The sequence below is a fragment of the Enterobacter sp. RHBSTW-00994 genome, from assembly GCF_013782625.1.
In the GTDB taxonomy this organism is placed as follows: Bacteria; Pseudomonadota; Gammaproteobacteria; order Enterobacterales; family Enterobacteriaceae; genus Enterobacter.
Map to the genome: position 1 here is coordinate 589,625 of NZ_CP056199.1, position 26,989 is coordinate 616,613.

A 26,989-nucleotide genomic window follows, 5' to 3' on the forward strand; every position below is an offset into this window, starting at 1 on the left:
GCAGTGCCCGCTGCTGATGATACCGCGAGGATTAATTATCGTAACCCCAGCGGGCTCGTAGGGTGCGGATGAATGCATCGGCGCGCAAAGGTCGTCCGTCCGGGCCTTGCAGTACGACAGACCCCTCCGGCAGGCCGAAGAGTGTTTCAATCTTCGTTTTAATTTTCCCTACACGCGCATCGTTACGTGCAGCGCGTTGACGGCCTTTTGGTTTCGCGCGGGTGACGGTTGTTGTTTCGTTTTCCTCTTCCTCTTCCTCTTCCTCTTCCTCTTCCTCTTCCTCTTCATCGTTCCAGTCGTCGTCTTCTTCGTCGCCGGGGTCTTCTTCTGTAAGCTCCTCTTCGTCGTATTCCGTCACGTCGTCATAGGCATCCAGTCGTTTCCATTCACCGTCTTCATGAGTCCACAATTCGCCATCCTGAAGATGATAAAGCGGCGTGCCAGCGAGAGGCGGAATGCTATCGCTGATGCGTGATTCGCTCTCTTTTCGATAACCAATGCCATCGGCAAGTCCGGTTAAAAATCGTTCGCTACCGTCAATGATGAGAAAGACCGACCAGCAGTTGTGCATAAAATTAACGCTTTGCGTCATGAACTGATAAATCGTGCAGCTCTGATCGGGCGCACGACGCGCAAGGGCGGCTAGCGTCGGGCAGACGAATTCATCAAGAGCGATCTCCGCGTTGTCCAGCTTGTCGATATTGATTTCAACGGTGGGCATTGGCCCCTTGCTGGCATGTAACTTCAGTGATGCTGTCGGATGAGTCACAGTGTGCATTTCCTTTTGTCGTTGTGCGGTTAATATCGGTACAGCAGAACATTGATCATCATATTTTTATGATGAAGGATATTCGCCACTGAAGAATGGTCCCAGTTGCCGTAGCTCATCATAAATACCTGCTTCAGGCTTTCTGCATGGGTCGATTTCTCGTAATGCTCTTTCTTCGCCACCGGAGAGTAATTGCTCAGTTTTGAATTATTGCCAGGGCTTATCAGACAAAGATTGCCAAAATTATCGACGCCATTTTTTAAACCTTGAGTTTCTTCAAGTGGTAATTCGTTGTTCATCGGATGTTGTGGCGAGTAATGCTCAACCGAGGTACGGAAGGTGAAGGTAAAATTCTTCACCCGATTCTCAATATATTGCATGTCGACACCCGCAAACTGGCGTTTATTTTTCAGGTTTAGCCACAGCAGGTAATCAAGGCGGTTAAAGATATAGTTTTGCACACCCGTACCTTTATGCAGCGGTGCTTCGTCGAGTTCAACAGGGAAGATGACCGGTGCTTTCTCCATCACGTCAAAATCATAGGGCTGCTCGCTACCGGCGTCTGTTAAACGTTCGAGTAAAAAGTGATTGGCCATATTTTCGAGGTAATTGAGATAATCCCGACCATTAATACTCATCTGGCCGGGTTCTGCGTATTTATTCAGCCAGTACAATGCACCGTTCAGCCAGTATTTGTAGATTTGCGCCGGGAACGATACATGGAACATGGACAGCAACATGATCGCATTCTCGTTGAGCGGAATATTACGCTCCCTGTGTGAGAGCTTTTCCGGGACCGCGAACGTATTGGTATAACTGAAACTTTTCTCGTAACGCGTCAGCGCTTGCAGGCTCCAGTCATCGTCATTTTCACGTTTGATGATGTAGCGATCGAAGAGCATCCGGCATTTCAGTAATTGCATGATGAACTGCCGTGGCTCCGGGTTGCTGGTGGTGAAGGTATCCAGCAAGCGTTTGTCGTCCAGCGGTGTATTGCGCTCCGTCAGGCGGAGTACCTGCAACAGAAAATTCGGGAAGGTAATCACCGAACCAAACGTGCCGGGATGGGCTTCGTCAGGCTCACGGGAGATTACCGGCTCCGGAATATCTCCTCTTGGGCTGAAGATAATATCGCGAAGAGTGCGGTTTTCTGCATGTTCATCACGTTTCAGATGGGGGTGTAAAAGGGTGTCAAAATCATCCGGGATGGTATTCCAGTTGCGGTTAAACCACAGATCCCGCAGGGAGTGATGGACGCTCAGTTGCACATAACGCTGCATATTGGCGCAGGCATCCCAGATCGTGGAAAACGCGATGCGTTCAATATCGCTGGCGTTTTCCCCTAACTTATCCATCAGGCGGGCCTTCAGAATTTCGTGTTTTTCCAGCTGTTCACCACGGTTATTCATAATCTCAAAATAGTGATTCAAATCGGTATCAGCAGGAACCGTGACACGTAAAACAACGACATTTTCCAGTAAAAAACGCAGGAAAATAGCGTGGTCGATTTTCATTTTTTGAATGAAGTTCACCATGATGCGCCAGGCGTGATAGATCCCCTGTTCAATATCATTTTCGTTGTCGGGAATATCGCCTTTTTCAAACAACGCACTCAGCGTAATGTCTGATTCGCCGCGGCAGTCAAAGTGAAGATTAATTTCGCCAATGTTGGGCAGTGGCAGAGAGAAGGCGTGTTTCATCACGGCGAGTAAAATGCTGAGTGTCGTATGCCGTTGCTGTCCGTCGATGGTTTCAAAACGGCCAGGGCCTCTTTCCGCAACCACCAGACTCCCGATGAAATAGTGGTTATCGCCCCGGTTTAGCAGGGCGACATCCCATATATCCTGGATTAACTGCTCAATCTCTTCCTGTCCCCAGGCATAATTACGCTGATAAATCGGGATCGTATAATGGCCTGTCTGGAAAAGCTGGCTGACCGTTAGCGCGGCGACGTCCTTCTGGACAGGGGAGTTATTTGACATAGCCTTTCTCTTTTAATGCCTCGGTAAGCAGATCAATTTTTGTCCCTTTGATATCGTTGGTATGGATCACAGGAACCAGATAATTCAGAACATCGCCGGGCCGGTGAGCCAGCTTAATTTTACGCAGCAGTCCCTGTGGACTGACGGCGGCATTTTCAATGGTCTCGACGGTTATGCGGTGATAACTGAGGCGAAGCCTGTAGCTCCACGCAAAACAAATTTCAGCCGCTTTTTCGAGCCCTTCATGGCCAAATCTGTCGTGATAATAGAGCAGCGCGCAGTTGAAGAGATTACGCACGTAGCGATCGCCAATACGCGTGTTCCCTTCATATTGGGTGAGAATGTTTAGCAGCGGCTTAACCGGAGAGACATCAGGATGGAACAAGGATTCGTACAGTGAGCCGTAATGATCAATATATTCAAAAAAGCGTTTCCCGTTGATCAGATGCTGATCGATCTGAAACGGGAAAACCATCGTTTGCTTATCATCCTGCCGCTGAGGATCACGGTTAAATTGATCCACCAGATCATCCAGAGCCACCAGATTCGCAGCGTAGTTCCAGGTGTTTTTATTCGCCGAAACCCCTTTAAAAATCGAGATTTGGCTTTTGGTCAGGGAATGACCGGATTCACCATTTGTCCAACAGCGCAGGGGGAAGAGGATTTTACTCATCAACAGATCAAGCCCTGGGCGAGCAGGCCGATCTTTCTTCGGTGTGACGTTGCTTTCCCAGTTTCTGACGCAGCGCTGCCGTTCTTCCGGGGTATTCTCATCCATTTCACGCAGATGGAATGCTTTTAACAGATCGTAGGCTTCGAGTGGTTTTCCACGGGCGTTTTGCGAATCAAAGAACTGAAATGCTTCGCTGAGATTATCCAGCGTCACACAGATCAGCTCGCAGTTGTGCAGCAGGTACTGATAAATATTTTGCTGGTCTTCAGGTGTTAACTGATTCAGGCGACGACGGATCAGTTCGGCATTTTTTTCGACATTGTGCTGGGTGATGTTGTTACTGAATGTGTGCTGGAGAAGGGAGGGAGAACAGTGTATCTGCTTTTCATCAAGCAGGGCGCACAGAAGGCTCAGGGTGAGTAGCCGTTGCTGCCCGTCTACAACCTCTTCTGTCGGGCTGTCGTGTCTGGCTTTATACGACACGATGGTTCCCAGACGATACCGTGATTGATGCCGGTGCTGAATAATATCGTCAATGAGCTGGTTGACGTGAAATTCGCGCCATTTATAGGGACGCTGGTAATCGGGGATAGAAAGTGATTTTTCCAGAGCCGCTTTTACCGTGACTATATTTTTACTGAGAATGGTCATATCAAAGACTGTGAGAAAAGGGTGAAGTGATAACGTGTTTTGGCAGTCTAATGGATATCAATAACAATGGGAATCGTCTGATTGCTATGGTTTTTTGGGGTATTACATGGTTCCCGTTTTATGATTTTTTTTGCCACCGGCATCCCTGCTTTTACATTATTTTTTTCCTTCGGTTATACGGATAATTGTTGCCGTACTGCGGCAATGTTAAGGTTGAGCCGCTTATTCACCGTCCGGGTTTATTTATGAACAATGCCGCTAATCTGCAACTCTGCGCTAAACGCCTCTTCTGTGTGGAAGATTTTATCGGCTTCGGCGAGCGTTACGGCATTGATTACCGTTTCCCGCAGCTGACAGACGCCGATGCGATCACCAGCCCCGTTTTGCACGGGGATGTTGAAGAGATGACGCTCTCTTCGGGCATTTCGCTGACGCATTCAGATGTGCGCGTTTTACAGCCGTATGAAACCACCTCCCGTCACAGTAGCCCCTTATATATGCTGGTGGTGCTGGAAGGGAGCGTGACCCTGGCACTCAACGGTGAAGAGTACGTAGTGCGATCTGGCATGGCGTTCAGCTCTCGTCTGAGCACGCAGCAGGTAATGCGCGCGCGTCACGATGCTGGCGGTATGCTGAAAACGCTCTCGTTCGGTGTTTATCCTGATGATGCAACACGTGAAAGTTTGCTGGAATCACTGCTTCAGGAGTGGCAAACCCTGCATGTCCCCACTTTTATCTGGCAGGTTCCGGGCTTTGTGCTCTCGGGGATCCAGCATGCGCAGCAGCAAGGGATCAGCGCGTTATCACGCAAGCTGTTACTGGAAGGGCTGATGTATCAGTTGCTGGGGCATGGTCTGAATCAGCGCCAGCACACTCTCCCTTGTCGGCCGGAGCACGCCAGACTTGAGCGTATACGCGCCATGCTTGAGCAGTCGCCGGAACAGGAATATACCCTCGGTCAACTGGCAACACTCGCTGCAATGAGCCAAAGCAGCCTGCGCAGTAAGTTCCGTCAGCGCTACGGCTGTACCTTGTTTGATTACCTGCGGGACTGTCGTCTTGAGCTGGCACGGCGGTTTCTTCTGGAAGGGCACAGCGTGCAACAGGCGGCGTGGATGTCCGGCTATCAACATGCCACGAATTTCTCGACCGCGTTTCGCCGCCGCTACGGTATCTCTCCGGGTGAGTTGCGTAAGCCCCGCTAACCTACTTTCTCCTGTCGTGCGAACCGCATCTGCGCGGTTTGTCATTCCGCATACGTAACCTGGCGGTGCGCATAGCTGTTTGCGAACTCAAAAAGGTAATAATTCTTATTAACAATTAGAAATGCCTTTGGAGATGTTCATGTTCGCTAAATCGCGTCTGGCACTGCTGGTAGGATGGGTTACCGGTAGCGTCGCTTTTCCTTTGCTGGCGCAGGATGCCCAAAAAACCGAAACCGTGGTGGTCACCTCGCAAATGCAGAGCGGCGCGACCAAGCTTGAAACGCCGGATATTGAAACCCCGCAGGCGGTCTCTATCGTCACCCGCGAGCAGTTTGAAGAGCAGGGGGCAACCAGTGTGCGCCAGGCGGTGAGTTACACGCCGGGGGTGTACAGCAACCAGATAGGTGCTTCAAACCGCTTTGACTACATGGTGTTGCGTGGCTTCTCCGATGGCAGCCTGGATAACGTCTACCTCGACGGCCTGAAAATGATGGGGGATACCAACTCCCACAGTTCGCTGGTGGTTGACCCGTGGTTCCTGGAAAATATTGAAGTGGTTCGTGGCCCTGCCTCGGTGCTGTATGGCCGTTCTTCGCCGGGCGGTATTGTGGCCCTGACATCGCGTAAACCGTCGTTCGATCCTGGCGGGGAGATCAAGCTGTTCGCCGGGAATAACGATCAGCGCGGGGCGATGTTTGATGTTACCGGTGCGCTGGACGATAACGATCGTGTGGCGGCGCGCCTGAGCGGTATGACCCGCTACGCCGATTCCCAGTTTGATCCGCTGAAAGAGGAACGTTATGCCCTGATGCCCAGCCTGACCTGGCGCATCACCGACAACACGCGTCTCGATCTGATGGCCTACCTGCACCGCGATCCGGAAGGCGGTAGCCACTCCGGCTTGCCGTATGACGGCACTGTTGATCCGCATGACGGGAAGAAGATCTCCAATACCTTCTTTGAGGGTGAGGATGATTACGACAAATACGATCGTCGCGAGAATATGGTCGGTTATAACATTGAGCATATGTTCGATAGCGGCTGGTCTGTACGGCAGAAGCTGCGTTATCTGCATACCAAAGTGGAGCTAAATCAGGTCTATGCGGCGGGCTGGCTGAACGAAACAGAGCTAAATCGTGGTTATTCCGGCTCTGACGAGAAGATGAACGCGGTGACGCTGGATAACCAGGTCGACGGCAGCTTTGACACCTGGGCAGTTAACCACCGTGTGCTGATCGGTATGGATTATCAGGATCGTAGTAACAACACAACGGGTTACTACGGTGGATTCCCGGCGATCGATGCTTTCCATCCGGTGTACGGTGCGAAGCCTGACTACATCACCATGTACAGCCAGGAAAAACACAAGCTACGCCAGACGGGTTACTACCTGCAGGATCAGATGTCACTGGATAAATGGCGTCTGACGCTCGGTGGGCGTTACGATCAGGTGAGCGTGTCGAATATCGATAAACTCAACAACACCCGCGGCGATCTGGATAAGAACAACTTCAGCAGCCGCGCGGCGTTGCTCTACCTCTTTGATAACGGTATTGCACCTTACATCAGCTATTCCACAGCTTTCACACCGACCAGCTTTGCTGATGAGAACGGCAATATTCTCGACCCGATGAAGGGAAAGCAGTGGGAAGCGGGTGTTAAGTACGAGCCAGAAGGGATGAACAGCCAGTTCAGCGCATCTGTCTTCCGCATCAACCAGAAAAACATTGCCACCAAAGAGGAGCCGACTGATCCATATCGTTCCATCGGTGAAATTGAGTCTGAAGGGGTGGAGCTGGAAGCGATTGGGCAACTGACTGACAGTCTGCGTATGCAGGCGGCTTATACCTATACCGATATTCGCTACAAGAAAAGCAGCCCGGAAGAAGAGGGTAAACGTGCCGTTTACGCCCCTCGTAACATGGCCAGTGCCTGGCTGAGTTATGACGTTAAAACCGGTCCACTGGATGGCCTGACCGTCGGCTCTGGTGTGCGTTACGTCAATGGCGTGACCAGCGATCGCCAGAATACCCATACCCTGCCATCGTATACGCTGGTGGATATGGTCGTCGGGTATGACTTGTCAAAAGTGGGGCTGACCGGGGTGAGTGCGCAGCTTAACGTCAATAACCTGACGGACAAGAGTTATGTGGCTGCCTGTAACTCGCTCTCTTACTGTTACTTCGGGGCAGAACGCAGCATTGTAGGCAGCGTGTCCTGGAAGTTCTGAATCCGGGATGAGAGCACAACGGCAACCACGGTTGCCGTTTTTAGTTTTTTCTTCCTCTCAACGCGGAGAGGGCATCGGGTCGCACTACTCTTCCATCGCGATGACAATCGCCTCGCCCATCTTCTTCAGCGCATCCCGGTTTTTGTCCGTCGGTGGCAATGCTACATTGATCCGCAGGCAGTTGCGGTATTTCCCTGAAGCCGAAAACAGAGAACCTGCCGCTGCCTGAATCTTCAGACGGCACAGTTGTTTACTCACGCAAACCATATCCACCTTTTCCGGTAGCTCTACCCACAGTAAAAAACTGCCCTGCGGACGTGTCACGCAGATTTCAGCGGGAAAATACTGCCGCACCCAGCAGGTGTAGGTTTCCATATTTTGCTGATAAATCTGGCGCATGCGGCGAACGTGACGATGGTAATGGCCGTCGCGGATAAAGGCGGCTACCGCCATTTGCGTTGCCGGGACATTAAACCCACCGGCGGCGTACTTCATGTGCATCACCCGGTCGTAATAACGCCCCGGCACAATCCAGCCGACGCGCAGTCCGGGCGCCACGGTTTTGGTAAATGAACTGCACAACAGCACGCGGCCATCAATATCAAAAGAGTGAATAGTGCGCGGCCGAGGGTATTCTGCCGCCAGCTCGCCATAAATATCATCTTCAACAATGACGATGTCGTGACGCTGCGCAAGCGCCAGCACCTGCCGCTTGCGCGCTTCAGGCATGATAAAACCGAGTGGGTTATTGCAGTTGGGAACCAGGATCACAGCCTTTATCGGCCACTGTTCCAGTGCCAACTCCAGGGCTTCAATGCTGATCCCCGTTTCCGGATCGGTAGGGATCTCAATCGCTTTAATATCAAATCCGCGCAGCATTTGCATCGTACCGTGAAACGACGGGGATTCGACCGCAACAATATCCCCAGGCTTACACACGGAAAGCAGGGCAATCGACAATGCCCCGTGACAACCGTTAGTGATCACAATTTCATTCGGGGCGACAGTTGACCCACCGTCCAGCATCAAACGTGCGATTTGCTCGCGCAGCTCAAGGCGTCCGTCAAGCACGTCATAACTCAGCATTTCACACGGATTATGTTGCGCAATTCGGCTCATTTCACGCCAGAGCGGCTTCAGACCAGGCTGGGTGAGATCGGGAGAGCCGCCGCCAAAGGAGATCATCTCCCGGTCACCGCGCGCATCCAGCAGCATCATCACTTCGTCCCACTGGGTCACATCCACCGGGCGCTGGACAGGGCGCGTCATCGCCGGAACAGGCGGCTGAGCTTTGCGCGGTGACACAAAATAGCCAGAGCGTGGCTGCGGGGTGATCAACTGAAGGTTTTCAAGGATCTGATAGGCCTGCTGAATGGTACTGATACTGACGCCATGTTCCTGGCTCAGGGTACGCACAGAGGGTAAGCGTTCACCACTGCGATACAGCCCTTGTTTAATGCGTTCTGCCAGGAGATTGGCCAGATGTTGGTAGCGCGTCATGCTGTATCCTTTGTTTTCACCATACAGATTACAAGACCAGTACAGATTGTGCGTAAAAATAGCATTCAGATACTGTTTTAGCGGATCTGTATGTTAAACAAAAGTTGTTTTTGAATCTGTATTGAAGGCGGGCATTTCCACGATGATAAAGCCTCTGGCAAAGTGAGGAGAGCATCATGGAATTCTTTGAAAATCGTTCAAAACGTCCGTTTATTGCATTTATCTGGATCGGGAAAACGATCAAACACTGGTATCGTGTCAACCGTACACGCCGCATTTTAAGCCGCATGAGCGATGAGCAACTGAAAGATGTCGGACTGTCGCGATATGATGTCTGAGGTCGTTGGCCGGGCAGGCATAGCTGCTACCCGGCAACGTTAAAAGATTACTCGACAGATTTCACTGTCGTGTTTTCTGCAATTCGGCGCAGGTATTCATTGTTCTTGAAGGCAACCATGATCAATTCAAACATCACGCGGCAACCGATCAGGCTGAAGATCATACCGAAAAACCCGGTGATCAGATGTTCAGTGAACATGGAATACACGCCGCCAATTAAAATAAATGCCATGGCGATCCAGTAGAAAAAGACCAGCACACGTGGCGTTAACAGGTAGTCGAATCCCAGAATTGATTTCATTTTTCTTTTCCTTAGAAATATAAAAAATAGCGAAGGGTGTATCTCTATCACAGTCTGGTGTTGTGCGGATAGCTATCTGAATTCAGAGTAGTAAATCCAGCGTCTGCTGTTTTGGTCTTCTCAGCAGATCCCGCGCTTCCTCATATGTCCGCACGTTGTTGTAGCCCATCACCAGCCCGTAGCGTTTGCCAGACCCGCGATACCATTCGGACAAGGCATTGACCTGCAACTGCTGTTGCTGCCAGCATTGCGCAATTTCGCGGTCACAACTGCCTTTGGTGAGAAATGCCACTATGTGCATTCCGCCATCGTTTTGCTCGGTGAAAAACAGGTCGCCATACACCTCCTGTAGTGCAGCAATCATCCAGTCACGGCGGGTTTGATAGAGGGTTCGCATCTTTTTCAAATGGCGGAAAAAGTGCCCTTCGCTGAGAAATGCCGTGAGGATTTTTTGCGTCAATACAGGCTGGCCGCTGGCAACAATGTCGGCACAGTCAGTAAACGCATCCACGGTGCTTACGGGCATAACGATGTAGCCCATACGCAGCGACGGCATGATTGTTTTGCTGAATGAGCCCATAAAAATCACCCGGTCATGTGAGTCGAGACTCTTCAGCGACGGCAATACTTTGCGGGTGTAGTGAAACTCGCCATCGTAATCATCTTCGATGATCCAGGCTTCATTTTGTGTGGCCCAGTCAAGTAACTGCTGTTTGCGCGGCAGAGAGAGCGTCACCGCCAGTGGGCTCTGGTGTGAGGGTGTCACAATCGCAAAACGGGCGTCATGGTGATGGCGCAGCAGGTAATCCGTATCCATTCCTGAACGGTCTACTGGTACGGTGTGCAGGTGTGGCACGATGCGCTTAAGCAATTGCTGGCCCATAAAATAGCCCGGATCTTCAAATACGACTTTGTCGCTACGGCTGGCAAGGGTATCGAGGATCAACCGCAGGCTGCCGCTGTAGCCGCTGGTGATCAGCACCTGTTCCGCTGTGCAGGACAGACCGCGTGAGATATTGAGATAGCTGGCGATGGCCTGGCGGAGTGGATACCAGCCCATAACCGGTGGGTTGAGCATCTCTTCCTGGCGCATAGCGCGCGAAGCCTGGCCTGCCAGCAGCAACCATTTCTTATAGGGAAAACTGTCCAGGGCGGGAATACCTGGCCGTAAAAATCCGGCCCGTTCGCGCTGGCTGATAAGCGAAGCCGGTAAGAGGCCGGTCGTCTGGTCTGTCGTGGCGGTTTGTTTAACAGGCAGGGAGAGATCCGGGTTGACCCGCGTTCCTCGTGCCCCCTGGCTGACCAGATAGCCTTCACCGGTGAGAATGGCATAGGCCGTTTCGACGGTTTTGCGTGCCACCTTCAGCTCTTCCGCCAGGACGCGAATGGCAGGTACTTTGTCTCCGGGTTTCAGCACACCCCGCGTAATGTTATCGCGGTAACGGGTATAAATGTCGTGATAACCCGGCTTCATGTCCTACCTCATTTCATCATTTTTGTATCTTTTTACTATGTCATGAGCAGCGTAAATTTGCCTCATCGCATTTCATATGCCGCACACAAAAGAGGAAAGACAATGAGCACTCGCGTTAACCACCATAAAGCGACACCTGCACTCGCCAAAGCGCTGTCAGACCTGAGTATGGCGGTCGCCAGGACCTCCATCGACCCGGCGCTGAAGCACCTGATCGACATTCGTGTTTCGCAGTTGAACGGCTGTACTTTCTGTCTGGATATGCACTCAAAAGAAGCCAAAATCGCCGGAGAACGCGAACTGCGCCTGTATCATCTGGCGGCCTGGCGTGAATCACCGTTGTTTAGCGCCCGTGAAAAAGCTGCGCTGGAATTTACCGAGGCGCTGACACAAATCAGTGCCCACGGCGTGAGCGATGCGTTGTACCGCAGCGTGGCAGAGCATTTTTCAGATGTGGAGATTTCAGAGCTGAACTTCGCGATTGTGGCGATCAACGCCTGGAACCGCCTGGGGATTACGTCCCGCATGGAGCCAGGCTCACTGGATGTGGCTTACGGCCTGAACCGCGCTAACCTCGAATAATTCCGCGTTCACCCGGCCTGCATGACGCTATATTGCAGGCCGGGTCAATATCGAGTGGACAAGCACTAATTGAAATTATGTTTGAGCACAGCAAACCATAAATGCTGATCGTCTACTATGTGGCCATTTGAGTCTATTTTTAACCGTTTACACGTGACCGAATCCATAACATTTGCACCGATGACATCAATGTAATTTTTCCCTTTATCGATGACTAAATCAGTATGGCTCTCATAAGCAGTTGTTTTATCGTAATAAGCATTTGCTTTTTCTGAAGTTAAATTTTTCCCTCTGGCATAAGCAATGAGATCACCAATGTCTGGTGCTTTGCCTTGAGTGTTAATTCGATATCCCCAATAGGCAGAAGATTTATCGTGTTGCTGTAACGCGGTGATAAATTTTCGAATGTAAACAGAATGGCTCTGATTAAAAGGGAATTCCTGTTTATTAAACCCACCCTGTGCCATGAAGGCACTCATTCCCACCGCCGACCATGCATATTTATCATCCTGGATTGCCCATTTCGACGGTGAACCCCCACCAATTTTACAGTAATGATCAATGACATATTGGGCGTAATCATCTTCGTCATCCTTATGACCGATCTTTTTCGAGTGGGTGGTGAGATCCCAGGTGGACTCTCCCCAGTATATCCACTCTTTCTTTGCGGCATTAATAATAGAGTCAACTGTTGCGGGCATTATATCTCTCCTGTTCAGTGTTACTGGATTGGTGTATTCAGAATTTTATCCACGAGTGCTTTAAGAGGGGTGTTGTCATCTTTTATTTTTTCGCTAATATCTTTTACTGCATTTTGTATTTTAATTCTTTCGATAGTATCGGTCTGAATAAGTCTGACATAGAGGGCACTGGCTGCCTGATAAGCAGTGAATCCCTGCTCACCAGCAATAATGCTTGCCAGGAAATTTATATATTCTGGTTTGAAACACATTTGCAAAATATTGACAGCGGCAAGCTTTTCTCCCGGATCCTGGCTTTTTGTGAGTGCTGGTAGCATAAATAGCGCCGCTTTACCAAACTGGCGAAGGCGGCTTGCGACGGCAGACATTCGTTGTAGTCTTTCATCACCTTTTTCCATCTCCTCACGGGTTTGCTTGTACTCACTTGCCAGTTGATTCACTGCAACACTTACCGTTTCCGGAGGGTTGTCCTGCGCGAGTTTAGCGAGTTGTTCAGCATTGCTGATTTCTGCTTTGGATGGAATGACCGGTGAACCTGCTGGCGCAACGTTTGGCGTTGGATTACTCAGTACGGCGTTAAAGATCTCAGTTAATTTTCGGTCCGAGAAAATGAATATTTGTTGGAGAAAGAGTCGGGTGCAAAAGTAGCCATTTAAGAATCCCGCCGTTAAAAACGTAATGAGAATAGCTAATGATACAGATGTATTAATGCCAGAGGGATCTTTACCTGCCACTAATGCCATCTTTTCGCTGATTTGCCAGAGCGTTGATCCAATTGTTTTTACATTGACGAGCGTTAACCCGACAATAATTTTTGTAAGCCAGTCAGAAATTTCTTCAAGGTTTGTGTTGGGGCGGGTTTGGCTTGATTGCTGTGTGCCCATTTGTGTATCTTTGTTGCCATTAGTACTGAGTCCAGTTTTAGGAACGCCAAAAAGAAATCCGAGGGCTGCACCAATGGCCAAACATGCGCACATCCATAATAACAAGGCTCCCATATAACGATAGCGCGTGTAGTCTCCCAAAATACTGATGAAAATTAGCGAAATGAACCCAATGAATATTATCGGTCGAATCATTCTAACTGCAATTCTTAGATTTCTCAGAGAGCTGTTTTCATCCCAATCACTAAGTACCAGTTTTCTTTTTAGAAATGCAATGAATTCATTAAGCATCTGGTCTCTCCATTCTCATCTTTCAGCAGGGTGTAGCCTGAATTATTGATGTGGTGAATGTTAGTAATGATAAAGTCTTATTTCATTCTTACGCATTTTATGCTGTGGCTATATGGCTAATCAAAAAAGTGAAAGAGATATGACTGGCGTCAGATATTATTATTAGTTGAGTGTGACGGATATGTTTCCATTCCATGGAAAAAACAATATTTCATTGATTTTTATTTTAAAGACTTTCTGTTTTTATTGTTTATATGAATATATCCAGCATTAAATATTGATAGCGAGTTAAGCTATGGTGATAAGACAAAAACATTTCGCTCCTCACCGAAGCATCGCATCTTACCTTCCTTCATGCTCTCCTGAACCTCACAACGGAGAGACAACCATGATCGCAGTCCTTTTCGAAGCTAAAGCCGAACCTGAACACCAGGCGCGTTACCTGCAACTCGCTGCCGGGCTAAAACCGCTGCTGGCGGATATTGACGGTTTTATTGATATTGAGCGTTTTCAGAGCCTGACGACCGACGGCAAAATCCTCTCGCTCTCCTGGTGGCGAGATGAAGACGCCATCCGCAACTGGAAGCAGAATGTGTTCCATAAAGCGGCTCAGGCCGAAGGACGAGAATCGATTTTTGCGTTTTACCACATTCGGGTGGCGAAGGTGGTGCGGGAGTATTGCTCCGAAAACGGAGGCCATGCCCATGTATGACATTCATGTAATTTTCAGGGAGACGCCCGGTGAGCTGGCCCGGTTTGGTCAACTGCTCGGGCGTCATGGCGTAGGGCTGGAGGGCGGCGGTGTGTTTGGTGTTAACGCACACTTCCTGGTTGCAGAAGGCGACAAGGCCATGCGCGTATTGGGCGAAGCCGGTTTTAACGTGCAATCTGTCAGTAAGCCACTGATCCGCAAGCTGAAGCAGGAGCGTCCCGGTGAGTTGGGGGAAATAGCCGCTGCGCTGGCCTCACAGGGGGTGTCTATCCTTGCGCAATACAGCGATCACGCGAACCATCTCATTCTGCTGACAGATAATGATACTCTGGCGGCTGAGATCACCCGACAGTGGATCACCGATGCTGAAAACGCGCCAACTCACAGCGGATAACACCGCGCTGGAACAGGCAGTCGCGGCGGTTGCCGCCGCAATGTCCGACCCGTCGCGCGTCAAAATGCTCTGCGCCTTAATGGACGGGCGGGCGTGGACGGCCACAGAACTAAGCGCCGCCGCGGATGTAGCGCCCTCGACCGCCAGCGGTCACCTTACCCGGCTGGTGGACGGTAAATTGATCACCTGCCTTTCCCAGGGACGCCATCGTTACTATCGCCTGGCGGGGCATGACGTGGCGGAACTCGTGGAGCAAATGATGGGGTTGTCGTGGAGCCGAATCACTCCACCAGAAACCACAGCACCAAAAACGATGCGCGAAGCCCGCACCTGTTACGATCATCTGGCAGGTTCGGTTGCTGTAGAAATCTACGAGTTTATGCAGGCGGATGGCTGGCTGGAACCGGATGGCTCCTCGTTAACTCCGCGTGGGCGCGAGGCGTTCCTGCGCGCGGGGATCTCTCTCAGCGACAAACCCCGCCGTAAGGCCTGCTGCGCCTGTCTGGACTGGAGTGAACGGCGGTTTCATCTGGGGGGGGAAGCAGGGGCGGCGCTTTTCATTCATCTCGAAAGCAAAGGATGGATCCAGCGCGTGGCGGGTTTTCGGGAGGTGGTGGTGACGGCTTCCGGAAGAGTCGCTATCGTCAGGCACTTTACGGGCTGAAACATGCCCGGTGACACCGTTGTCCCTTTCACAATTCCTGCTCTTTCCTTTCTCGTTTCTTGATACTTACCCTGATAACTATTATCTTGGCCGCGTGATACGAGAGGATTTCCCATGAGTGAAAACGATCTGTTTAGCCGCCGGCCAATGGGCATGCGGATGGCGATGATCGTGCGTCAGTGGCGTGCGGTGATTGACGATGCCATTCTCGATACCGGGTTAACCCAGTCGAGCTGGACGGTGATGATGCAGCTTCAGCAACTGGGCGATAATGTTTCGGTAAGCGAACTGGCGGAAGTGCAGGGCATTGAACTGCCGCCGCTGATGCGTACGCTCACCCAACTGGAAAAGCAGGGATATTTACTGCGTACCACATCGCCTTATGACAAGCGCATCCGGCTGCTGGCGTTGACACCCAAAGGGAACGCCATACTCAAGACGCTCACCCAGGTGATAGAAACCTTTCAGGCGCGCGTGTCACAGAATATCGCGCCTGAGCATCTTGAGATTTTCAGTGCCACATTGAATCAATTCGCCTGCAATTTGCGGACAATCCGCGAAGAAGACAACAAGACCGAAAAATAATGACTCCTGAACAAAAGTTTGCCCGCTGGGTAAGGGTGAGTATTGCCTCTTTCCTGCTGATGTTTGTCTATTTTATCGTCGCGGATATCTGGATCCCGCTGACCCCGGATTCCACCGTGATGCGCGTCGTGACACCGGTCTCTGCACGCGTGGCGGGCTATGTCGCTGCGGTACACGTACAGAACAACAGTCAGGTGAAGAAAGGCGATCTGCTGTTTGAACTTGATGACACGCCGTTTCGCAACAAAGTTGAAGCCGCGCAAATCGCCCTTGAGCAGGCTCGTCTTTCTAACGACCAGCTTGACGCTCAAATTACCGCTGCGCAGGCCAGCCTGAAAACGGCGCAATTAACCGCCCGTAACGACAAGGTGACTTTTGACCGTTACCAGAAGCTCAGTACTCTGCAAAATGTCTCACAGGCGGATCTGGATAAAGTCCGCACCACCTGGCAGAGCAGCGAGCAGTCTGTGAGTTCGCTGAAGGCGAACATTCACAACCTGCGTATTCAGCGCGGAGAGCGCGAGGAGCACCGCAACGTAACGCTGCAAAAATACCGTAATGCTCTGGATGATGCCCAACTGAACCTCAGCTGGACGAAAGTCTACGCGGAAGCTGACGGGACGGTCAGTAACCTGCAGTTAAGCCCCGGTTTTTACGCCTCGTCGGGCTCTGCCGCGCTGGCACTGGTGAATAATCAGACCGATATCGTGGCCGATTTCCGTGAGAAAAGCCTGCGTCATACTCATCAGGGAACTGATGCCGCCGTGGTATTTGACGCCTTCCCAGGGCAGGTTTTCCGCGCGCATGTTACCAGCAGCGATGCAGGTATCCTGGCCGGTCAGGAAGCGGTGAATGGCGAACTCTCTGAACCTGAGACGTCTAACCGTTGGGTGCGCGACGCTCAGCGTATGCGGATCCATGTGGCACTGGATGAGGCACTGCCGAAGCATTTGCCTGGCGGAGCACGTGCGACGGTGCAGCTCTACAACAGTGAAGGGCCGTTTGCGCGTTTCTTTTCCAGGCTGCAAATCCATCTCGTCAGCCTGCTGCACTATGTCTATTGATCATGTCTATTAATACTCTGGCGCGGGTGTTTACCCCGCACGGCAACATCGTTTATACGGCAAATGACTTTCGCCAGACGCTGCGCATTGTCTTTGCCGGGATGATTGCGCTTAGCGTATCGAGCTTTTACAACACCAGCTACGGCGTCTTTTATGTGGTGTACCCCATCATGCTGTTGTCGCTGGTTCCGGTATTCAACCGCCATGTGGCAAAGCAGTTCGTGTTCAGTGCATCACTAAATTGCGTCGAAATGGTGATTATTATCGGCTATTTGTCGCAATGGCCGTTGATCATGACGCTGGTGGTGTTTGCCCTGTACGTGATGCGTTTTCGCTTTATGAGCCAGGGACCGTTGTTTCTGTTTGGTTCGATGGGCGTGGTGTGTCAGAGCGTGATGCTCAACTTTATGAGCTACCCCACCACGAACTGGCATACGCTGCTGTTTTCCAATATCGAAGCCAGCGTTATGGCCGTCTGTTTAAGTGCGTTGATGAACTACCTGCTGCCGGACGTTGAGCCGCGTAACCCCCCACCACTGATTGAGAAAGACGCGGCCCGGGTGCGCCATGAGTCGCTGCTCTCTGGTACAGTCGCAACGCTCATCTTCGTGGTTTTTCAGCTCAGTGATTTAAGTGATTCGCTGTCAGCGCTGATGGCCGGAATTTTGATTTTGTTTCCGATGCATTACCGCGGTTCGGTGATGAGCTCAATCTGGCGTGTGGTCGGTGTGGTGCTGGGTTGCCTGTACATTCTGGTGGTGCAACTGGTGTTGTACGATCACAGCAGTCATATGCTGCTGATGATGCCGCTGATTGGGCTGGGGCTGGCGTTTGGCGCGCGTCTGCATGTCATGGAGAAAGTCGGCGCGGGCGTTGGGTTTGCGAGTATTACCACCATCGGCATTATGTTCGGGCAAAACATGCACCCGGATAGCGACCTGGTGTTCAGCGATCTGTACCGGATCACCTCCGTGACGTTTGCGCTGGTGGCGACGCTGACCCTGGTCTTTTTAGTGCATTTGATCCTCAACGGCTTTGAGGCGACGCGTTACGTCATTGCGCCGCCAACAGAGGATTAAATGTGCAGTACGGCGGGCAGCTGTGAGAGTAAAAACAGGATCAAACCGATCGTCCCGCCGACCAGCGTACCGTTAACGCGGATGAACTGCAGGTCTTTACCGATGTTCAGCTCAATCTGGCGCGACATATCGTTCGCATCCCAGCCTTTCACCGTGTCACTGATGTGGCGGGTAAGAAATGCGGCAAAGTCCGGTGCGACGCGGTGTGCAGCTTGCTCCAGATGCTCGTTCAGCGACGTCCGCAGGCTGGCATCGTTCGTCAGCGTTTCACCAAACCACAATCCGGCCCGGGCGATGCGCTGCTTCACGCGTGAATCGTCGTTCTGCATATCCGCTTTCAGCCACTGGCGCAGGTCGGTCCACATCTCCCCCAGATAGCGGTTAAACGCTTCGTCATTCTTCAGATAGTGTTTGATGTTCTCAGCTTTCGCCGCCATGTCAGGGTCGTTCTTCAGGCTGTCGATAAGCTTCAGCGTGGCGTTGTCGAACGCCTTGCGGATCTGGTGAGTACGGTCGTGGCTGATGTCATCCAGCAGAGTATTCACCGCCTTCGCGACCATCTCCGCACTCTGATCGCCCAGCCATTCCGTCGGCAGCACCATCGCCTTGCGCGGGTGTTCCGTCTCAAGCCAGTGAACAATCTGTGTGGCGATGAAATCTCGCGTACTTTCTCGCTGAATAAGCGTAATCAAACGGTTGATGATGGCGTCCAGCAGTACCTGATGACGGTTATTTTTGGTCATGCTTTCCAGCATCACCGCGCTGGTTTCGGTGAAGTCGACCTTATCGATAGCCTGATGCACCGCGCGTTTTAGCAAACGCTGAATACGCCCGTCATCGGTCAGCTCCAGAAAACCGCTCATCACCTGAATCAGGTGCTGCCCAACGCGCTGAGCGTTTTCAGGCTGGCTGAACCAGTGGCCCATCATCTTTGCCGGTTCATAACGACGAATGAGTGCCACCAGTGACTGAGTATCGAGAAACTTCTCCTGCACGAACTGGCCGAGATTGTCACCGATCCGATCTTTATTACGCGGGATAATCGCCGTATGGCGTGAAATGAACGGGATCGGAACCCGGCGAAACAAGGCCACCACGGCAAACCAGTCCGCCAGGGCGCCGACCATCGCCGCCTCGGCAATGGCCTTGACGCCGCGCACCCAGAAGGTCTGCGGCAGAAAGAGAGTGGTGATAAACGCTGCGGCGGCAATCAGCAGCAGCGACAGTGCCAGCAACTTGGCGCGTTTGAGTTCAGCTATTTTGTCCATGAGGTTAAGGATAGAGGCCGCGCTGGATAAAATGCAAAAGGTTGTAGAGGAATACAGAGTGTTCACGAAATGAATATGTTTACGGGATATCTCAAATACGCCAATCAGAGCCGTCAACTGATGGTGTATAAAACCCGCCACAAAACCCAGCCGCCGAATACCATCAGCACACTGCCTGCTGTGCGTTCAATCCGCCACACGGCGTGGCTCAGTTTGTGTTGCACTGCGGGCAAGCCAATAAGTGACACCACGGCGAGATCCCACACCAGCACCGCCATCACCATCCAGATGCCGCTGACGGATTTCTGAAGGAGTGTCACATCTGGCCCTAATAACGACGTCATCAGCGCCAGATAGAACAACGCATTTTTGGGGTTCAGCAGAGCGGAGCCCAGTCCGAGCAGTATCTGTTTGGACACCGAAGGGCAGCACCGATGGGTTTCATTGAGCGCCAGAGCTTGTGGGGGGCTGCGTACCAGATGCGCGCCAATCCAGAGCAGATACAGTGCCCCTAATAGTTCGATCAGGGTAAATACCCCGGTGAACTGGCGCAGCACCTGCCAGCCGATAACCACCAGCAAAATATACAATCCGTTGCCCACCGCAATGCCAAAACAGAGCCCCATACTGCCACGCAGTCGGTAACGTACGGCATATCCTGTCAGCAGGAAAAAGTCGGGCCCCGGACTTAACAGGGCAACAAAATGCGCCAGCGCGAGAGCAAGAAACGTGGAAGGGAAAAGCGTCGATAACAGTTCCATAGTCACCTCAGAAGAATATCTGCGGTCACACTACGGTATTACGAGGGGTATTTATTGTCAGATATTGATCGACCCGTAGCGTACTGACGAGGCGTTGCCGCCGTATAGCGTACAAAGGTTTTATGGAAATGACTCTGATCGGCAAAACCGCTCTGATAGCCGACATCGGCAATATCATCTCCGGCTCGCAGACGTGCTTTGGCGTACTCCACACGCGACATATTAAGAAAACTTCCGGGTGTCAGGCCAGTGTCTTGCCTGAAGGTGCGTATCAGGGTCTCTTTGCGTAACGAAAATCGCCGGGCAAACTCATCCAGCGTCGGCGGGGTGAGGAGGTTGGAAAGTATCGTCTGTTGCAGTTGCTGGCTGGTTGGACGCAATATGTCCTCCTCTTGCTCTCGATGGGGAAAAGCGGCCAGCAGCGCGTTGAGCGATGAGGGAGTCATTGTGTCCACGACGTTGAGATAGAGTCTGAAAATCGCCTCACTGCGAATGACCTGCCGGGCGAGCGGGAGAGTGGTTTCGATATAAAGCATGTGATAGCTGCGGGGGTGTCCGTTATGCGGGTTGCAGCTGTGCGGGACATGGGCGGGTATCACGATGATATCACCAGGCGAAAGAAGGTACTCCTGGCCGTTACAGACGCAGTGTGTTTTTCCTTCCACAATGGCGCCGATCGACAACTGGGCATGGCTATGGCATTTGTAGGCCTGACGGCTTTGCCTGGTACTACGCAGCTCTAAACCGGATTGTCGGGTGAAGGTCTGATTAATATCACGCGGTGTTGTCATCGGCCCGTCCAGACGTTTTTTGATTTTTATATCACAATCGTGTTGTTGCGCATTCTGAAAGCAATAAAAAAACCTGCCAGAGGGCAGGTTTTGTGGATTACGTGGGGCAGGATTAGAAAGAGACGCCGCCGCCAACATAAGCGCCATCGATCAGAGTGTGGTTTGGACGACCATCTTTGCCATCAACGCTGACATGGCGATAACCCACTTTCAGGGTGACTGGTGTAATTGGCGTCCAGCTTACGCCACCATTGGCTTCAACGTAGTTTTTCACGCTGTTATTCAGCCCTTCTGGTGCGGCATAGCCTTCACCGAATACATGGATGCTGTCGGTCAGTGCCACGTTAACACCGCCGCCGATAGGGAACGCCACACCGTTATCGCCTTTTTTTGGACCGATATAGATGGCTTTCGCACCGGCATTCAGCATCACCGGGCCCACTTCAAGGTTATAACCCGCACCTACGCCACCTGTTTGCGTCCCGTCCTGGGTGTTTTTTAGCCAGTTGCTTTCTGCATAGACGCCAGATGAGGATTTACCCATTTCCAGATTGAGGTTGGTGAAGTTTTTACCTTGCTCAATGCTACCGCCCATCGCGAGGGCAGAGCCCGATACGGCAGTCAAAACGGAAAGGAGAAGGATATTAAGCTTTTTCATGGTGTACGCCTTGTCATCAAATTAATCTGAGGACACCTTAGCAAGCGATGTTTACGACTGCAAATGTGATTGTAGTCACTGTTTTATGCTGTTTTTGTTATTTTTATGCTTTGATAGTGTTGTGGTGACGTTGTTTCATTGCGACGTCAACAGGTAACATTTTAGCGTTTAGGCGAAGTTTAATTTTCAGGCTAAACCTAAACTGAACGGGGCAGGAATAATGATTGGAAGTGAATTAATTAAGGTTCTAATAGTTTCCAAAAATGTTTCTATTGTCACAGATAATAACGTAAATTTACATTTTAAAGATTAAAATATACTCAATTATTCCTGGTGCATGGGTATTGATGGCACTAATGCTTGCTGCCTCTTTGTTTTATATTGCCATGGGAAAGGAAAATTTCTGTGTAAGGCGATTGTGATTTTTGCGTTGCTTGAACCGATCTTTTATCTACGCAAATTCTGATCCTTCTCTCAAAGAGAACGCTGAATCTCCATTTACTCAACACCAGAGCATGCATACACTTTTTCCCGGATGTAATGAATGGCAAGGCGTGACCATGTATTACAGGGATGACATTATCCGTTATTTGCAGTCCAATAACATTCTCGCATTGAAGCTTGACCAGGCAGTAACAGGTGTACATAAGGCGGTATCAAACCAGATTGAGATAATAGGTGCTGGCGCAAAGCGAGTACGGTATTACACGTCATGCTTGCCGATGAATACCAGGATGTTTGTCAGAGACAAAAGACAGAAGATGTCCGGTTTACATAAGGTGTGATGCATCTTTTGCAACAGGGTGATGTTGTTTATGAAATGCTCAAAATATATTTTGAGGAAAGATTTAAAGACAAAACGTCTGCGCAGTTAGAACACATCAAACAAATGTTAATGGCGGTGAATGTTCACATAGCTTCCAGTTCGCTGACAAACGCCGGATTCGCTTTAGCAGCAGCATCGACCGTAGCCGTTGGTATGAATTCGGCACACTGGTTGGCGGTTGGACACTGAGAGGAATCGCGGCAGCGGGTATATATGGCGTTGTTCAGAATGCAGCAGATAGTTCACATCGTCTTCAAATTATTTACCCTGAATACTACGCAGCGCTATATGCGTAAGAGCTGGAAATGATGTACTTCCTGATCGAACCATTGTTTGAGCGAGCCAATGCGCTTAAATCACAGTGGATATCGGATCGTGGTATTGCCTATATTATTGCTAAAATGGTTCGATAATTTATGATGAATCTTATTAGGTGTTTTTTTTAAGAGATTATTCAAATCATTATTTTCAATGTATGGTCCCTTCCTACTAACAATTTTGTTCGCAGTCATTTTCGCTCGTTTTTTTCAGATGCTCCTATTTGGTTAGTGCCTTTGTTCTTCGTATTCATGATTTTTATATTTTCTCGTTATGTAAAATGGTGAAAATTCAACGGTAATGTTTTTTAAAACATTAATAAGGATATTGTATGTCTACTCCAGCACACTTATGGCTCGATGATGAAAATGGTTCTCCTATTCCAGGCGGCTGTATAATGCCTCGGCGTTTAGGCTCTATCGAATTAAAATCCTTCTCTCATGGCGTAACCATCCCTGTTGACCCGAACCTGGGAAAACTCACCGGAACACGCGCCCATCGTCCGATTGTGATAGTTAAAGAGTTCGATCAAACGACCCCCTCTCCTGTATCGCGCTGTCTGTGAAGGCCGTACCCTGAAGAAAGCCACAATCAAGATGTACCGAATCATGGAGTCCGGTGCTGAGGCAGAGTATTTCAATATCATTCTTGAGAACGTAAAACTCACAACAGTTTCACCATACCTTTCGTCTAATGGACTGAGCAGTACGCATCTTGAAACGCTCGAATTACGTTATGAGTCGATAACCTGGAAGTATACGGAAGGGAATATTATCTATTGTGATACCTGGAATGATCGATGCACTGTATGAAGCCATCACCCTGGCCCTCTCCCACAGGGAGAGGGAAACAGTATATTCGACTATTTTCGTAACCCGGCAAACCCCGCCCGAATCTCTTCTTCCGGCAGTTGGATCCCAATAAACACCATTGTGCTGTGCGGTTTTTCATCGCCCCACGCTCTGTCCCAGTCGGCGCTATACAAGCGCTGTACGCCCTGGAACAGCAGACGGTTCGGCTCACCGTCGATCCACAGCATCCCTTTGTAGCGCAGTAGCTTGTCGGCAAACGACAGCAGCAGGTTTTCCATCACGCGGGAAACGTCGCTGATATCCACCGGATAATCCAGCTCGACCACAATCGACGACACGTCGTTTTGCTTGTCGGCCATAAAGTGAAAACGCGGCGTTGAGGTGACGTTTTCTTCCAGCATAAAACCGTTGGTGTTGAACAGCTGAGAAAGGTCGATATCCCCGTGCGTCACGGTGTAGATCGGCGCGCGAGCATTGATGCGGGTCAGGCGTTCTCGCAGTTGTTCACTCTCGCCTGCGACATCGGTTTTGGTCAGCAGGATGCGGTCGGCATAGCCCACTTGAGACTGGGCGATGGTGAACTGGCTCATCTGTTCGTCGGCGTGAACGGCATCGACCAGCGCGATGACGCCGTCCAGCAGATAGCGTTGGCAGAGGATGTCGTGCGAGAAAAAGGTCTGGATAATCGGGCCTGGGTCGGCCATGCCGGTGCACTCAATCACCAGTCGGTCGAAATCAATATCGCCGCGATCGCGACTGTCGAGCAGATCGAGCAGGGCATCCTCTAATTCGTTAGAGCGGGTGCAGCAGATGCAGCCGTTGGTCAGGGTTTTGATCTGCGTTGCGCGGTCGCCAATCAGCTGGTCATCAACGGAGACTTCACCGAACTCATTTTCGATGACGGCGATTTTGAAGCCGTGTTTTTCGTTGAGAATATGGCGCAGCAGGGTCGTTTTGCCCGCACCGAGAAAGCCGGTGAGTAAGGTAACTGCAATCGGTGTCATGGTCTCTCCTTTAACAGCAGCGTACGCCGCCTTCTCCACTTCCGCCGTAGCGCGCTTCCTGACGCTCGCGGAAAAATTCGCTGTAGGTCATGCAGGGCTTATCCGGATGATTGGTCTTCATATGCTCAACGTAGTTGTCATAGTCCGGAATGCCAATCAGCATTTTTGCCGCCTGACCGAGGTATTTTTTTGCTTCGCCTAAGTTACCAAACATAACGCATCCTGATAAGAAAAAGCCCGGCGAGGGGGAGTCGCCGGGCGTTGTTTCCCCTCACCTCAACCCTCTCTCAACAGGGAGGGTGAGGTTTGTGGATTAGTGGTGTGACGAGGTCTTCACGCCGCCTTCCGGAACAGGCACGTATGGTGTCTCTTTATCCGTACGACCTTGTGCGTTACGCACATTAATCCAGGTTTTGATGCCGTAGAAAATGATGCTGTACACCACGACCAGGAACAGAATACTCAAACCTGCGTTGGTGTAGTTGTTCACCACGATATGGTTCATGTTCGCAATCTGCTGTGCCGTCAGGTCACCGCCGCCAGCGGCAATCTTCTCTTTGTACTGGTTAGCCATGAAGAAGAAGCCTTCCAGTTGCGGGTTGGCGCTGAACAGTTTCAGACCCAGTGCCCAGGTGGTGCAGAGCAGCAGCCACAGAGCCGGAACAACCGTGACCCAGATGTATTTGGTGCGTTTCATTTTCACCAGTACAACCGTGCCGAGTACCAGTGCAACCGCTGCCAGCATCTGGTTAGAGATACCGAACAGAGGCCACAGGCTCTTCACGCCGCCCAGTGGATCAACTACGCCCTGATACAGCAGGTAACCCCACAGGCCTACACAGCCCGCAGTGCCCAGCACGCCAGCCACCAGAGAGTCAGTTTTCTTCAGGAACGGTACGAAGTTACCCAGCAGATCCTGCAGCATGAAGCGGCCAGCACGCGTACCGGCATCCAGCGCAGTCAGGATGAACAGTGCTTCAAACAGAATACCGAAGTGATACCAGAAGCCCATATCGGCCCACGGCAGCACTTTGTGGAACACGTGTGCAATACCGACAGCCAGCGTTGGTGCGCCACCTGCACGGTTCAGAACCGACGGCTCACCAATGTCTTTTGCGGTCTGCATGATCTGTTCAGGCGAGATCACAAAGCCCCAGGAGCTGACGGTTGCGGCCGCATGGGCGCTCGCATCTTTCAGCTGTGCCATGATCATCGCGGCGTTTTCACCTCCCATCTCATGCAGGTTCGGCATGGTAATGCCTAAGCCGGCTGGTGGGGTGTTCATCGCAAAGTACAGACCCGGTTCGATAATGGAGGCGGCAACCAGCGCCATGATTGCGACGAAGGATTCCATCAGCATTGCGCCGTAACCGATCAGGCGAGCGTCTTTTTCGTTCGCCAGCAGTTTTGGTGTTGTACCGGAAGCAATCAGAGCGTGGAAACCAGATACCGCACCACAGGCAATGGTAATAAACAGGAACGGGAAGAGCGCGCCTTTCCACAGTGGACCTGTGCCATCAATGTACTGGGTGACCGCTGGCATTTTCAGATCCGGGTTGAGGATCACAATGCCGAGCGCCAGACCGACGATAACGCCGATTTTCAGGAAGGTCGCCAGGTAGTCACGCGGAGCCAGGATCAGCCATACAGGCAGCAGGGCAGAGATAAACGCGTAGCCAATCAGTGCGAAGGTAATGGTGGTGTCTTTAAAGGTCAGCGCCGGGCCCCAGTATGGGTCGTGCGCGATGATGCCGCCAAAGTAAATAGAAGCAACCAGCAGAACGATACCAATCACCGAGACTTCGCCTACGCGGCCTGGGCGGATAAAGCGCATGTAGATACCCATGAACAGGGCAATCGGCACAGTTGAGCAGACGGTGAAGACGCCCCACGGGCTTTCGGCCAGCGCTTTCACCACGATCAAGGCCAGCACCGCCAGGATGATGATCATAATCAGGAAGCAACCGAACAGGGCGATCGTACCTGGTACGCGACCCATCTCTTCTTTGATCATCTCACCCAGAGATGCACCGTTACGGCGAGAAGAGATAAACAGCACCATGAAGTCCTGTACCGCGCCCGCCAGTACGACACCGGCCAGCAGCCACAGCGTACCCGGCAGGTAACCCATCTGCGCGGCAAGTACCGGCCCAACCAGCGGCCCCGCACCTGCAATCGCGGCAAAGTGGTGACCAAACAGCACATAGCGGTTGGTGGGAACATAGTTCAGGCCATCGTTGTTAATGACCGCCGGAGTGGCGCGCGTTTCGTCAAGTTTCATGACCTTTTGCGCGATGTACAAGCTGTAATAGCGGTACGCCACCAGATAGACGGAGACAGACGCGACCACGATCCACAGGGCGCTTACGTGTTCGCCCCGGCGTAATGCGACAACCGCCAGACAGAAAGCGCCGAGGATCCCGAGTAATGCCCAGGGCACGTGCTTAAGTAGTTTTTTCGTATCCATAATT

The 26,989-nt window shown here is 51.3% G+C and carries 25 protein-coding genes and 3 pseudogenes; 13 read left to right on the forward strand and 15 right to left on the reverse strand.

Annotation, left to right across the window (positions count from 1 at the left end; translation table 11 throughout):
* Positions 1-31 precede the first annotated feature (31 nt).
* The 3 genes from HV346_RS02810 to HV346_RS02820 are packed head-to-tail and all read right to left on the reverse strand — an operon-like array spanning position 32 to position 4,075.
* Positions 32-769, reverse strand: a complete 738-nt coding sequence (locus HV346_RS02810) for a hypothetical protein (RefSeq protein WP_181622090.1) — start codon at positions 767-769, stop codon at positions 32-34.
* A gap of 29 nt (positions 770-798) precedes the next feature.
* Positions 799-2,751: a DUF262 domain-containing protein gene (locus tag HV346_RS02815; RefSeq protein ID WP_181622091.1), complete on the reverse strand. Its 1,953-nt coding sequence runs from the start codon at positions 2,749-2,751 to the stop codon at positions 799-801.
* Positions 2,741-4,075 (reverse strand): DUF262 domain-containing protein, encoded by a 1,335-nt coding sequence (locus tag HV346_RS02820; RefSeq protein ID WP_181622092.1) that lies wholly within the window; start codon positions 4,073-4,075, stop codon positions 2,741-2,743. Before HV346_RS02820 ends, HV346_RS02815 begins: the two co-directional genes overlap by 11 nt.
* Positions 4,076-4,320: 245 nt before the next feature.
* Between HV346_RS02820 and HV346_RS02825 the strand changes: the two genes are divergently transcribed.
* A complete protein-coding gene (locus tag HV346_RS02825; protein ID WP_181622093.1) occupies positions 4,321-5,280 on the forward strand; it encodes an AraC family transcriptional regulator in 960 nt (319 codons plus the stop codon).
* Between the two features lie 121 nt (positions 5,281-5,401).
* A complete protein-coding gene (foxA, locus tag HV346_RS02830; protein WP_181622094.1) occupies positions 5,402-7,510 on the forward strand; it encodes a ferrioxamine B receptor FoxA in 2,109 nt (702 codons plus the stop codon).
* 84 nt (positions 7,511-7,594) lie between these two features.
* Here foxA and HV346_RS02835 read toward each other — a convergent pair whose 3' ends face one another.
* Positions 7,595-9,010, reverse strand: a complete 1,416-nt coding sequence (locus HV346_RS02835) for a PLP-dependent aminotransferase family protein (protein ID WP_181622095.1) — start codon at positions 9,008-9,010, stop codon at positions 7,595-7,597.
* A gap of 176 nt (positions 9,011-9,186) precedes the next feature.
* Between HV346_RS02835 and HV346_RS02840 the strand changes: the two genes are divergently transcribed.
* Complete coding sequence (locus HV346_RS02840; protein WP_181622096.1) at positions 9,187-9,348, forward strand: DUF1127 domain-containing protein; 162 nt, start codon at positions 9,187-9,189, stop codon at positions 9,346-9,348.
* A gap of 47 nt (positions 9,349-9,395) precedes the next feature.
* Here HV346_RS02840 and HV346_RS02845 read toward each other — a convergent pair whose 3' ends face one another.
* Together HV346_RS02845 and HV346_RS02850 are read right to left on the reverse strand one after the other, a co-directional pair.
* A complete protein-coding gene (locus HV346_RS02845; protein WP_181622097.1) occupies positions 9,396-9,650 on the reverse strand; it encodes a DUF4282 domain-containing protein in 255 nt (84 codons plus the stop codon).
* A gap of 82 nt (positions 9,651-9,732) precedes the next feature.
* Positions 9,733-11,124: a PLP-dependent aminotransferase family protein gene (locus tag HV346_RS02850; protein WP_181622098.1), complete on the reverse strand. Its 1,392-nt coding sequence runs from the start codon at positions 11,122-11,124 to the stop codon at positions 9,733-9,735.
* 102 nt (positions 11,125-11,226) lie between these two features.
* Here HV346_RS02850 and HV346_RS02855 point away from each other — a divergent pair, with 102 nt between their 5' ends.
* Positions 11,227-11,706: a carboxymuconolactone decarboxylase family protein gene (locus HV346_RS02855; protein WP_181622099.1), complete on the forward strand. Its 480-nt coding sequence runs from the start codon at positions 11,227-11,229 to the stop codon at positions 11,704-11,706.
* Between the two features lie 65 nt (positions 11,707-11,771).
* Here the strand turns inward: HV346_RS02855 and HV346_RS02860 are convergent, their stop codons facing one another.
* Positions 11,772-12,407, reverse strand: a complete 636-nt coding sequence (locus HV346_RS02860; RefSeq protein ID WP_181622100.1) for a DUF2272 domain-containing protein — start codon at positions 12,405-12,407, stop codon at positions 11,772-11,774.
* A gap of 20 nt (positions 12,408-12,427) precedes the next feature.
* Positions 12,428-13,582 (reverse strand): hypothetical protein, encoded by a 1,155-nt coding sequence (locus tag HV346_RS02865; protein ID WP_181622101.1) that lies wholly within the window; start codon positions 13,580-13,582, stop codon positions 12,428-12,430.
* Positions 13,583-13,970: 388 nt separating this feature from the next.
* On the opposite strand from HV346_RS02865, the gene HV346_RS02870 reads away from it, so the two are divergent.
* The 6 genes from HV346_RS02870 (at position 13,971) to HV346_RS02895 (ending at position 18,080) form a co-directional block, all read left to right on the forward strand.
* Positions 13,971-14,294, forward strand: coding sequence for an antibiotic biosynthesis monooxygenase (locus HV346_RS02870; protein WP_181622102.1), 324 nt, complete (start codon positions 13,971-13,973; stop codon positions 14,292-14,294).
* Positions 14,287-14,688, forward strand: a complete 402-nt coding sequence (locus tag HV346_RS02875; RefSeq protein WP_181622103.1) for an amino acid-binding protein — start codon at positions 14,287-14,289, stop codon at positions 14,686-14,688. The genes HV346_RS02870 and HV346_RS02875 overlap by 8 nt, the downstream gene beginning before the upstream one ends.
* Positions 14,657-15,352 carry a winged helix-turn-helix domain-containing protein gene (locus HV346_RS02880; RefSeq protein WP_181622104.1) on the forward strand — a complete coding sequence of 232 codons (696 nt, stop codon included), beginning with the start codon at positions 14,657-14,659 and terminating at the stop codon, positions 15,350-15,352. The genes HV346_RS02875 and HV346_RS02880 overlap by 32 nt, the downstream gene beginning before the upstream one ends.
* A 114-nt stretch (positions 15,353-15,466) precedes the next feature.
* Positions 15,467-15,937, forward strand: coding sequence for a MarR family transcriptional regulator (locus HV346_RS02885; RefSeq protein WP_181622105.1), 471 nt, complete (start codon positions 15,467-15,469; stop codon positions 15,935-15,937).
* The gene (locus tag HV346_RS02890) at positions 15,934-17,001 is read left to right on the forward strand and encodes an HlyD family secretion protein (protein WP_181623677.1); all 1,068 of its coding nucleotides are present in this window, start codon (positions 15,934-15,936) and stop codon (positions 16,999-17,001) included. The genes HV346_RS02885 and HV346_RS02890 overlap by 4 nt, the downstream gene beginning before the upstream one ends.
* Positions 17,002-17,003: 2 nt before the next feature.
* Positions 17,004-18,080: a DUF2955 domain-containing protein gene (locus HV346_RS02895; RefSeq protein WP_181622106.1), complete on the forward strand. Its 1,077-nt coding sequence runs from the start codon at positions 17,004-17,006 to the stop codon at positions 18,078-18,080.
* Here the strand turns inward: HV346_RS02895 and HV346_RS02900 are convergent.
* From HV346_RS02900 to HV346_RS02915, 4 genes are all read right to left on the reverse strand, one after another.
* The gene (locus HV346_RS02900) at positions 18,077-19,348 is read right to left on the reverse strand and encodes a DUF445 domain-containing protein (RefSeq protein ID WP_181622107.1); all 1,272 of its coding nucleotides are present in this window, start codon (positions 19,346-19,348) and stop codon (positions 18,077-18,079) included. The genes HV346_RS02895 and HV346_RS02900 overlap by 4 nt on opposite strands.
* A gap of 113 nt (positions 19,349-19,461) precedes the next feature.
* Positions 19,462-20,109 carry a LysE family translocator gene (locus tag HV346_RS02905; protein WP_181622108.1) on the reverse strand — a complete coding sequence of 216 codons (648 nt, stop codon included), beginning with the start codon at positions 20,107-20,109 and terminating at the stop codon, positions 19,462-19,464.
* 38 nt (positions 20,110-20,147) lie between these two features.
* Positions 20,148-20,900 carry an AraC family transcriptional regulator gene (locus tag HV346_RS02910; protein ID WP_181622109.1) on the reverse strand — a complete coding sequence of 251 codons (753 nt, stop codon included), beginning with the start codon at positions 20,898-20,900 and terminating at the stop codon, positions 20,148-20,150.
* Between the two features lie 112 nt (positions 20,901-21,012).
* Complete coding sequence (locus HV346_RS02915; RefSeq protein WP_181622110.1) at positions 21,013-21,558, reverse strand: YfaZ family outer membrane protein; 546 nt, start codon at positions 21,556-21,558, stop codon at positions 21,013-21,015.
* A gap of 560 nt (positions 21,559-22,118) precedes the next feature.
* On the opposite strand from HV346_RS02915, the pseudogene HV346_RS02920 reads away from it, so the two are divergent.
* From HV346_RS02920 to tssD, 3 pseudogenes are all read left to right on the forward strand, one after another.
* Positions 22,119-22,797: pseudogene (locus HV346_RS02920) on the forward strand (hypothetical protein).
* A gap of 3 nt (positions 22,798-22,800) precedes the next feature.
* A pseudogene (locus HV346_RS23385) lies at positions 22,801-22,989 on the forward strand (hypothetical protein).
* Between the two features lie 44 nt (positions 22,990-23,033).
* A pseudogene (tssD, locus tag HV346_RS02925) lies at positions 23,034-23,514 on the forward strand (type VI secretion system tube protein TssD).
* 50 nt (positions 23,515-23,564) lie between these two features.
* Here tssD and yjiA read toward each other — a convergent pair.
* From yjiA to HV346_RS02940, 3 genes are all read right to left on the reverse strand, one after another.
* Positions 23,565-24,518, reverse strand: coding sequence for a GTPase (gene yjiA / locus HV346_RS02930; protein WP_181622111.1), 954 nt, complete (start codon positions 24,516-24,518; stop codon positions 23,565-23,567).
* Between the two features lie 10 nt (positions 24,519-24,528).
* On the reverse strand, positions 24,529-24,732 hold the full coding sequence (locus tag HV346_RS02935) for a YbdD/YjiX family protein (protein WP_181622112.1): 204 nt from the start codon (positions 24,730-24,732) through the stop codon (positions 24,529-24,531).
* 99 nt (positions 24,733-24,831) lie between these two features.
* Positions 24,832-26,985, reverse strand: a complete 2,154-nt coding sequence (locus HV346_RS02940; RefSeq protein ID WP_181622113.1) for a carbon starvation CstA family protein — start codon at positions 26,983-26,985, stop codon at positions 24,832-24,834.
* Positions 26,986-26,989 lie beyond the last annotated feature (4 nt).

Excerpts from the sequence above, each read along its gene's own strand:
- HV346_RS02880 (WP_181622104.1), top strand. The coding sequence starts at position 14,657 with ATGCTGAAAACGCGCCAACTCACAGCGGATAACACCGCGCTGGAACAG.
- HV346_RS02815 (WP_181622091.1), bottom strand. The coding sequence starts at position 2,751 with ATGTCAAATAACTCCCCTGTCCAGAAGGACGTCGCCGCGCTAACGGTC.
- HV346_RS02870 (WP_181622102.1), top strand. The coding sequence starts at position 13,971 with ATGATCGCAGTCCTTTTCGAAGCTAAAGCCGAACCTGAACACCAGGCG.
- HV346_RS02845 (WP_181622097.1), bottom strand. The coding sequence starts at position 9,650 with ATGAAATCAATTCTGGGATTCGACTACCTGTTAACGCCACGTGTGCTG.
- HV346_RS02885 (WP_181622105.1), top strand. The coding sequence starts at position 15,467 with ATGAGTGAAAACGATCTGTTTAGCCGCCGGCCAATGGGCATGCGGATG.
- HV346_RS02835 (WP_181622095.1), bottom strand. The coding sequence starts at position 9,010 with ATGACGCGCTACCAACATCTGGCCAATCTCCTGGCAGAACGCATTAAA.
- HV346_RS02915 (WP_181622110.1), bottom strand. The coding sequence starts at position 21,558 with ATGAAAAAGCTTAATATCCTTCTCCTTTCCGTTTTGACTGCCGTATCG.
- HV346_RS02875 (WP_181622103.1), top strand. The coding sequence starts at position 14,287 with ATGTATGACATTCATGTAATTTTCAGGGAGACGCCCGGTGAGCTGGCC.
- HV346_RS02860 (WP_181622100.1), bottom strand. The coding sequence starts at position 12,407 with ATGCCCGCAACAGTTGACTCTATTATTAATGCCGCAAAGAAAGAGTGG.
- foxA (WP_181622094.1), top strand. The coding sequence starts at position 5,402 with ATGCCTTTGGAGATGTTCATGTTCGCTAAATCGCGTCTGGCACTGCTG.
- HV346_RS02895 (WP_181622106.1), top strand. The coding sequence starts at position 17,004 with ATGTCTATTAATACTCTGGCGCGGGTGTTTACCCCGCACGGCAACATC.
- HV346_RS02850 (WP_181622098.1), bottom strand. The coding sequence starts at position 11,124 with ATGAAGCCGGGTTATCACGACATTTATACCCGTTACCGCGATAACATT.
- yjiA (WP_181622111.1), bottom strand. The coding sequence starts at position 24,518 with ATGACACCGATTGCAGTTACCTTACTCACCGGCTTTCTCGGTGCGGGC.
- HV346_RS02910 (WP_181622109.1), bottom strand. The coding sequence starts at position 20,900 with ATGACAACACCGCGTGATATTAATCAGACCTTCACCCGACAATCCGGT.
- HV346_RS02935 (WP_181622112.1), bottom strand. The coding sequence starts at position 24,732 with ATGTTTGGTAACTTAGGCGAAGCAAAAAAATACCTCGGTCAGGCGGCA.
- HV346_RS02865 (WP_181622101.1), bottom strand. The coding sequence starts at position 13,582 with ATGCTTAATGAATTCATTGCATTTCTAAAAAGAAAACTGGTACTTAGT.
- HV346_RS02820 (WP_181622092.1), bottom strand. The coding sequence starts at position 4,075 with ATGACCATTCTCAGTAAAAATATAGTCACGGTAAAAGCGGCTCTGGAA.
- HV346_RS02905 (WP_181622108.1), bottom strand. The coding sequence starts at position 20,109 with ATGGAACTGTTATCGACGCTTTTCCCTTCCACGTTTCTTGCTCTCGCG.
- HV346_RS02825 (WP_181622093.1), top strand. The coding sequence starts at position 4,321 with ATGAACAATGCCGCTAATCTGCAACTCTGCGCTAAACGCCTCTTCTGT.
- HV346_RS02855 (WP_181622099.1), top strand. The coding sequence starts at position 11,227 with ATGAGCACTCGCGTTAACCACCATAAAGCGACACCTGCACTCGCCAAA.
- HV346_RS02840 (WP_181622096.1), top strand. The coding sequence starts at position 9,187 with ATGGAATTCTTTGAAAATCGTTCAAAACGTCCGTTTATTGCATTTATC.
- HV346_RS02900 (WP_181622107.1), bottom strand. The coding sequence starts at position 19,348 with ATGGACAAAATAGCTGAACTCAAACGCGCCAAGTTGCTGGCACTGTCG.
- HV346_RS02940 (WP_181622113.1), bottom strand. The coding sequence starts at position 26,985 with ATGGATACGAAAAAACTACTTAAGCACGTGCCCTGGGCATTACTCGGG.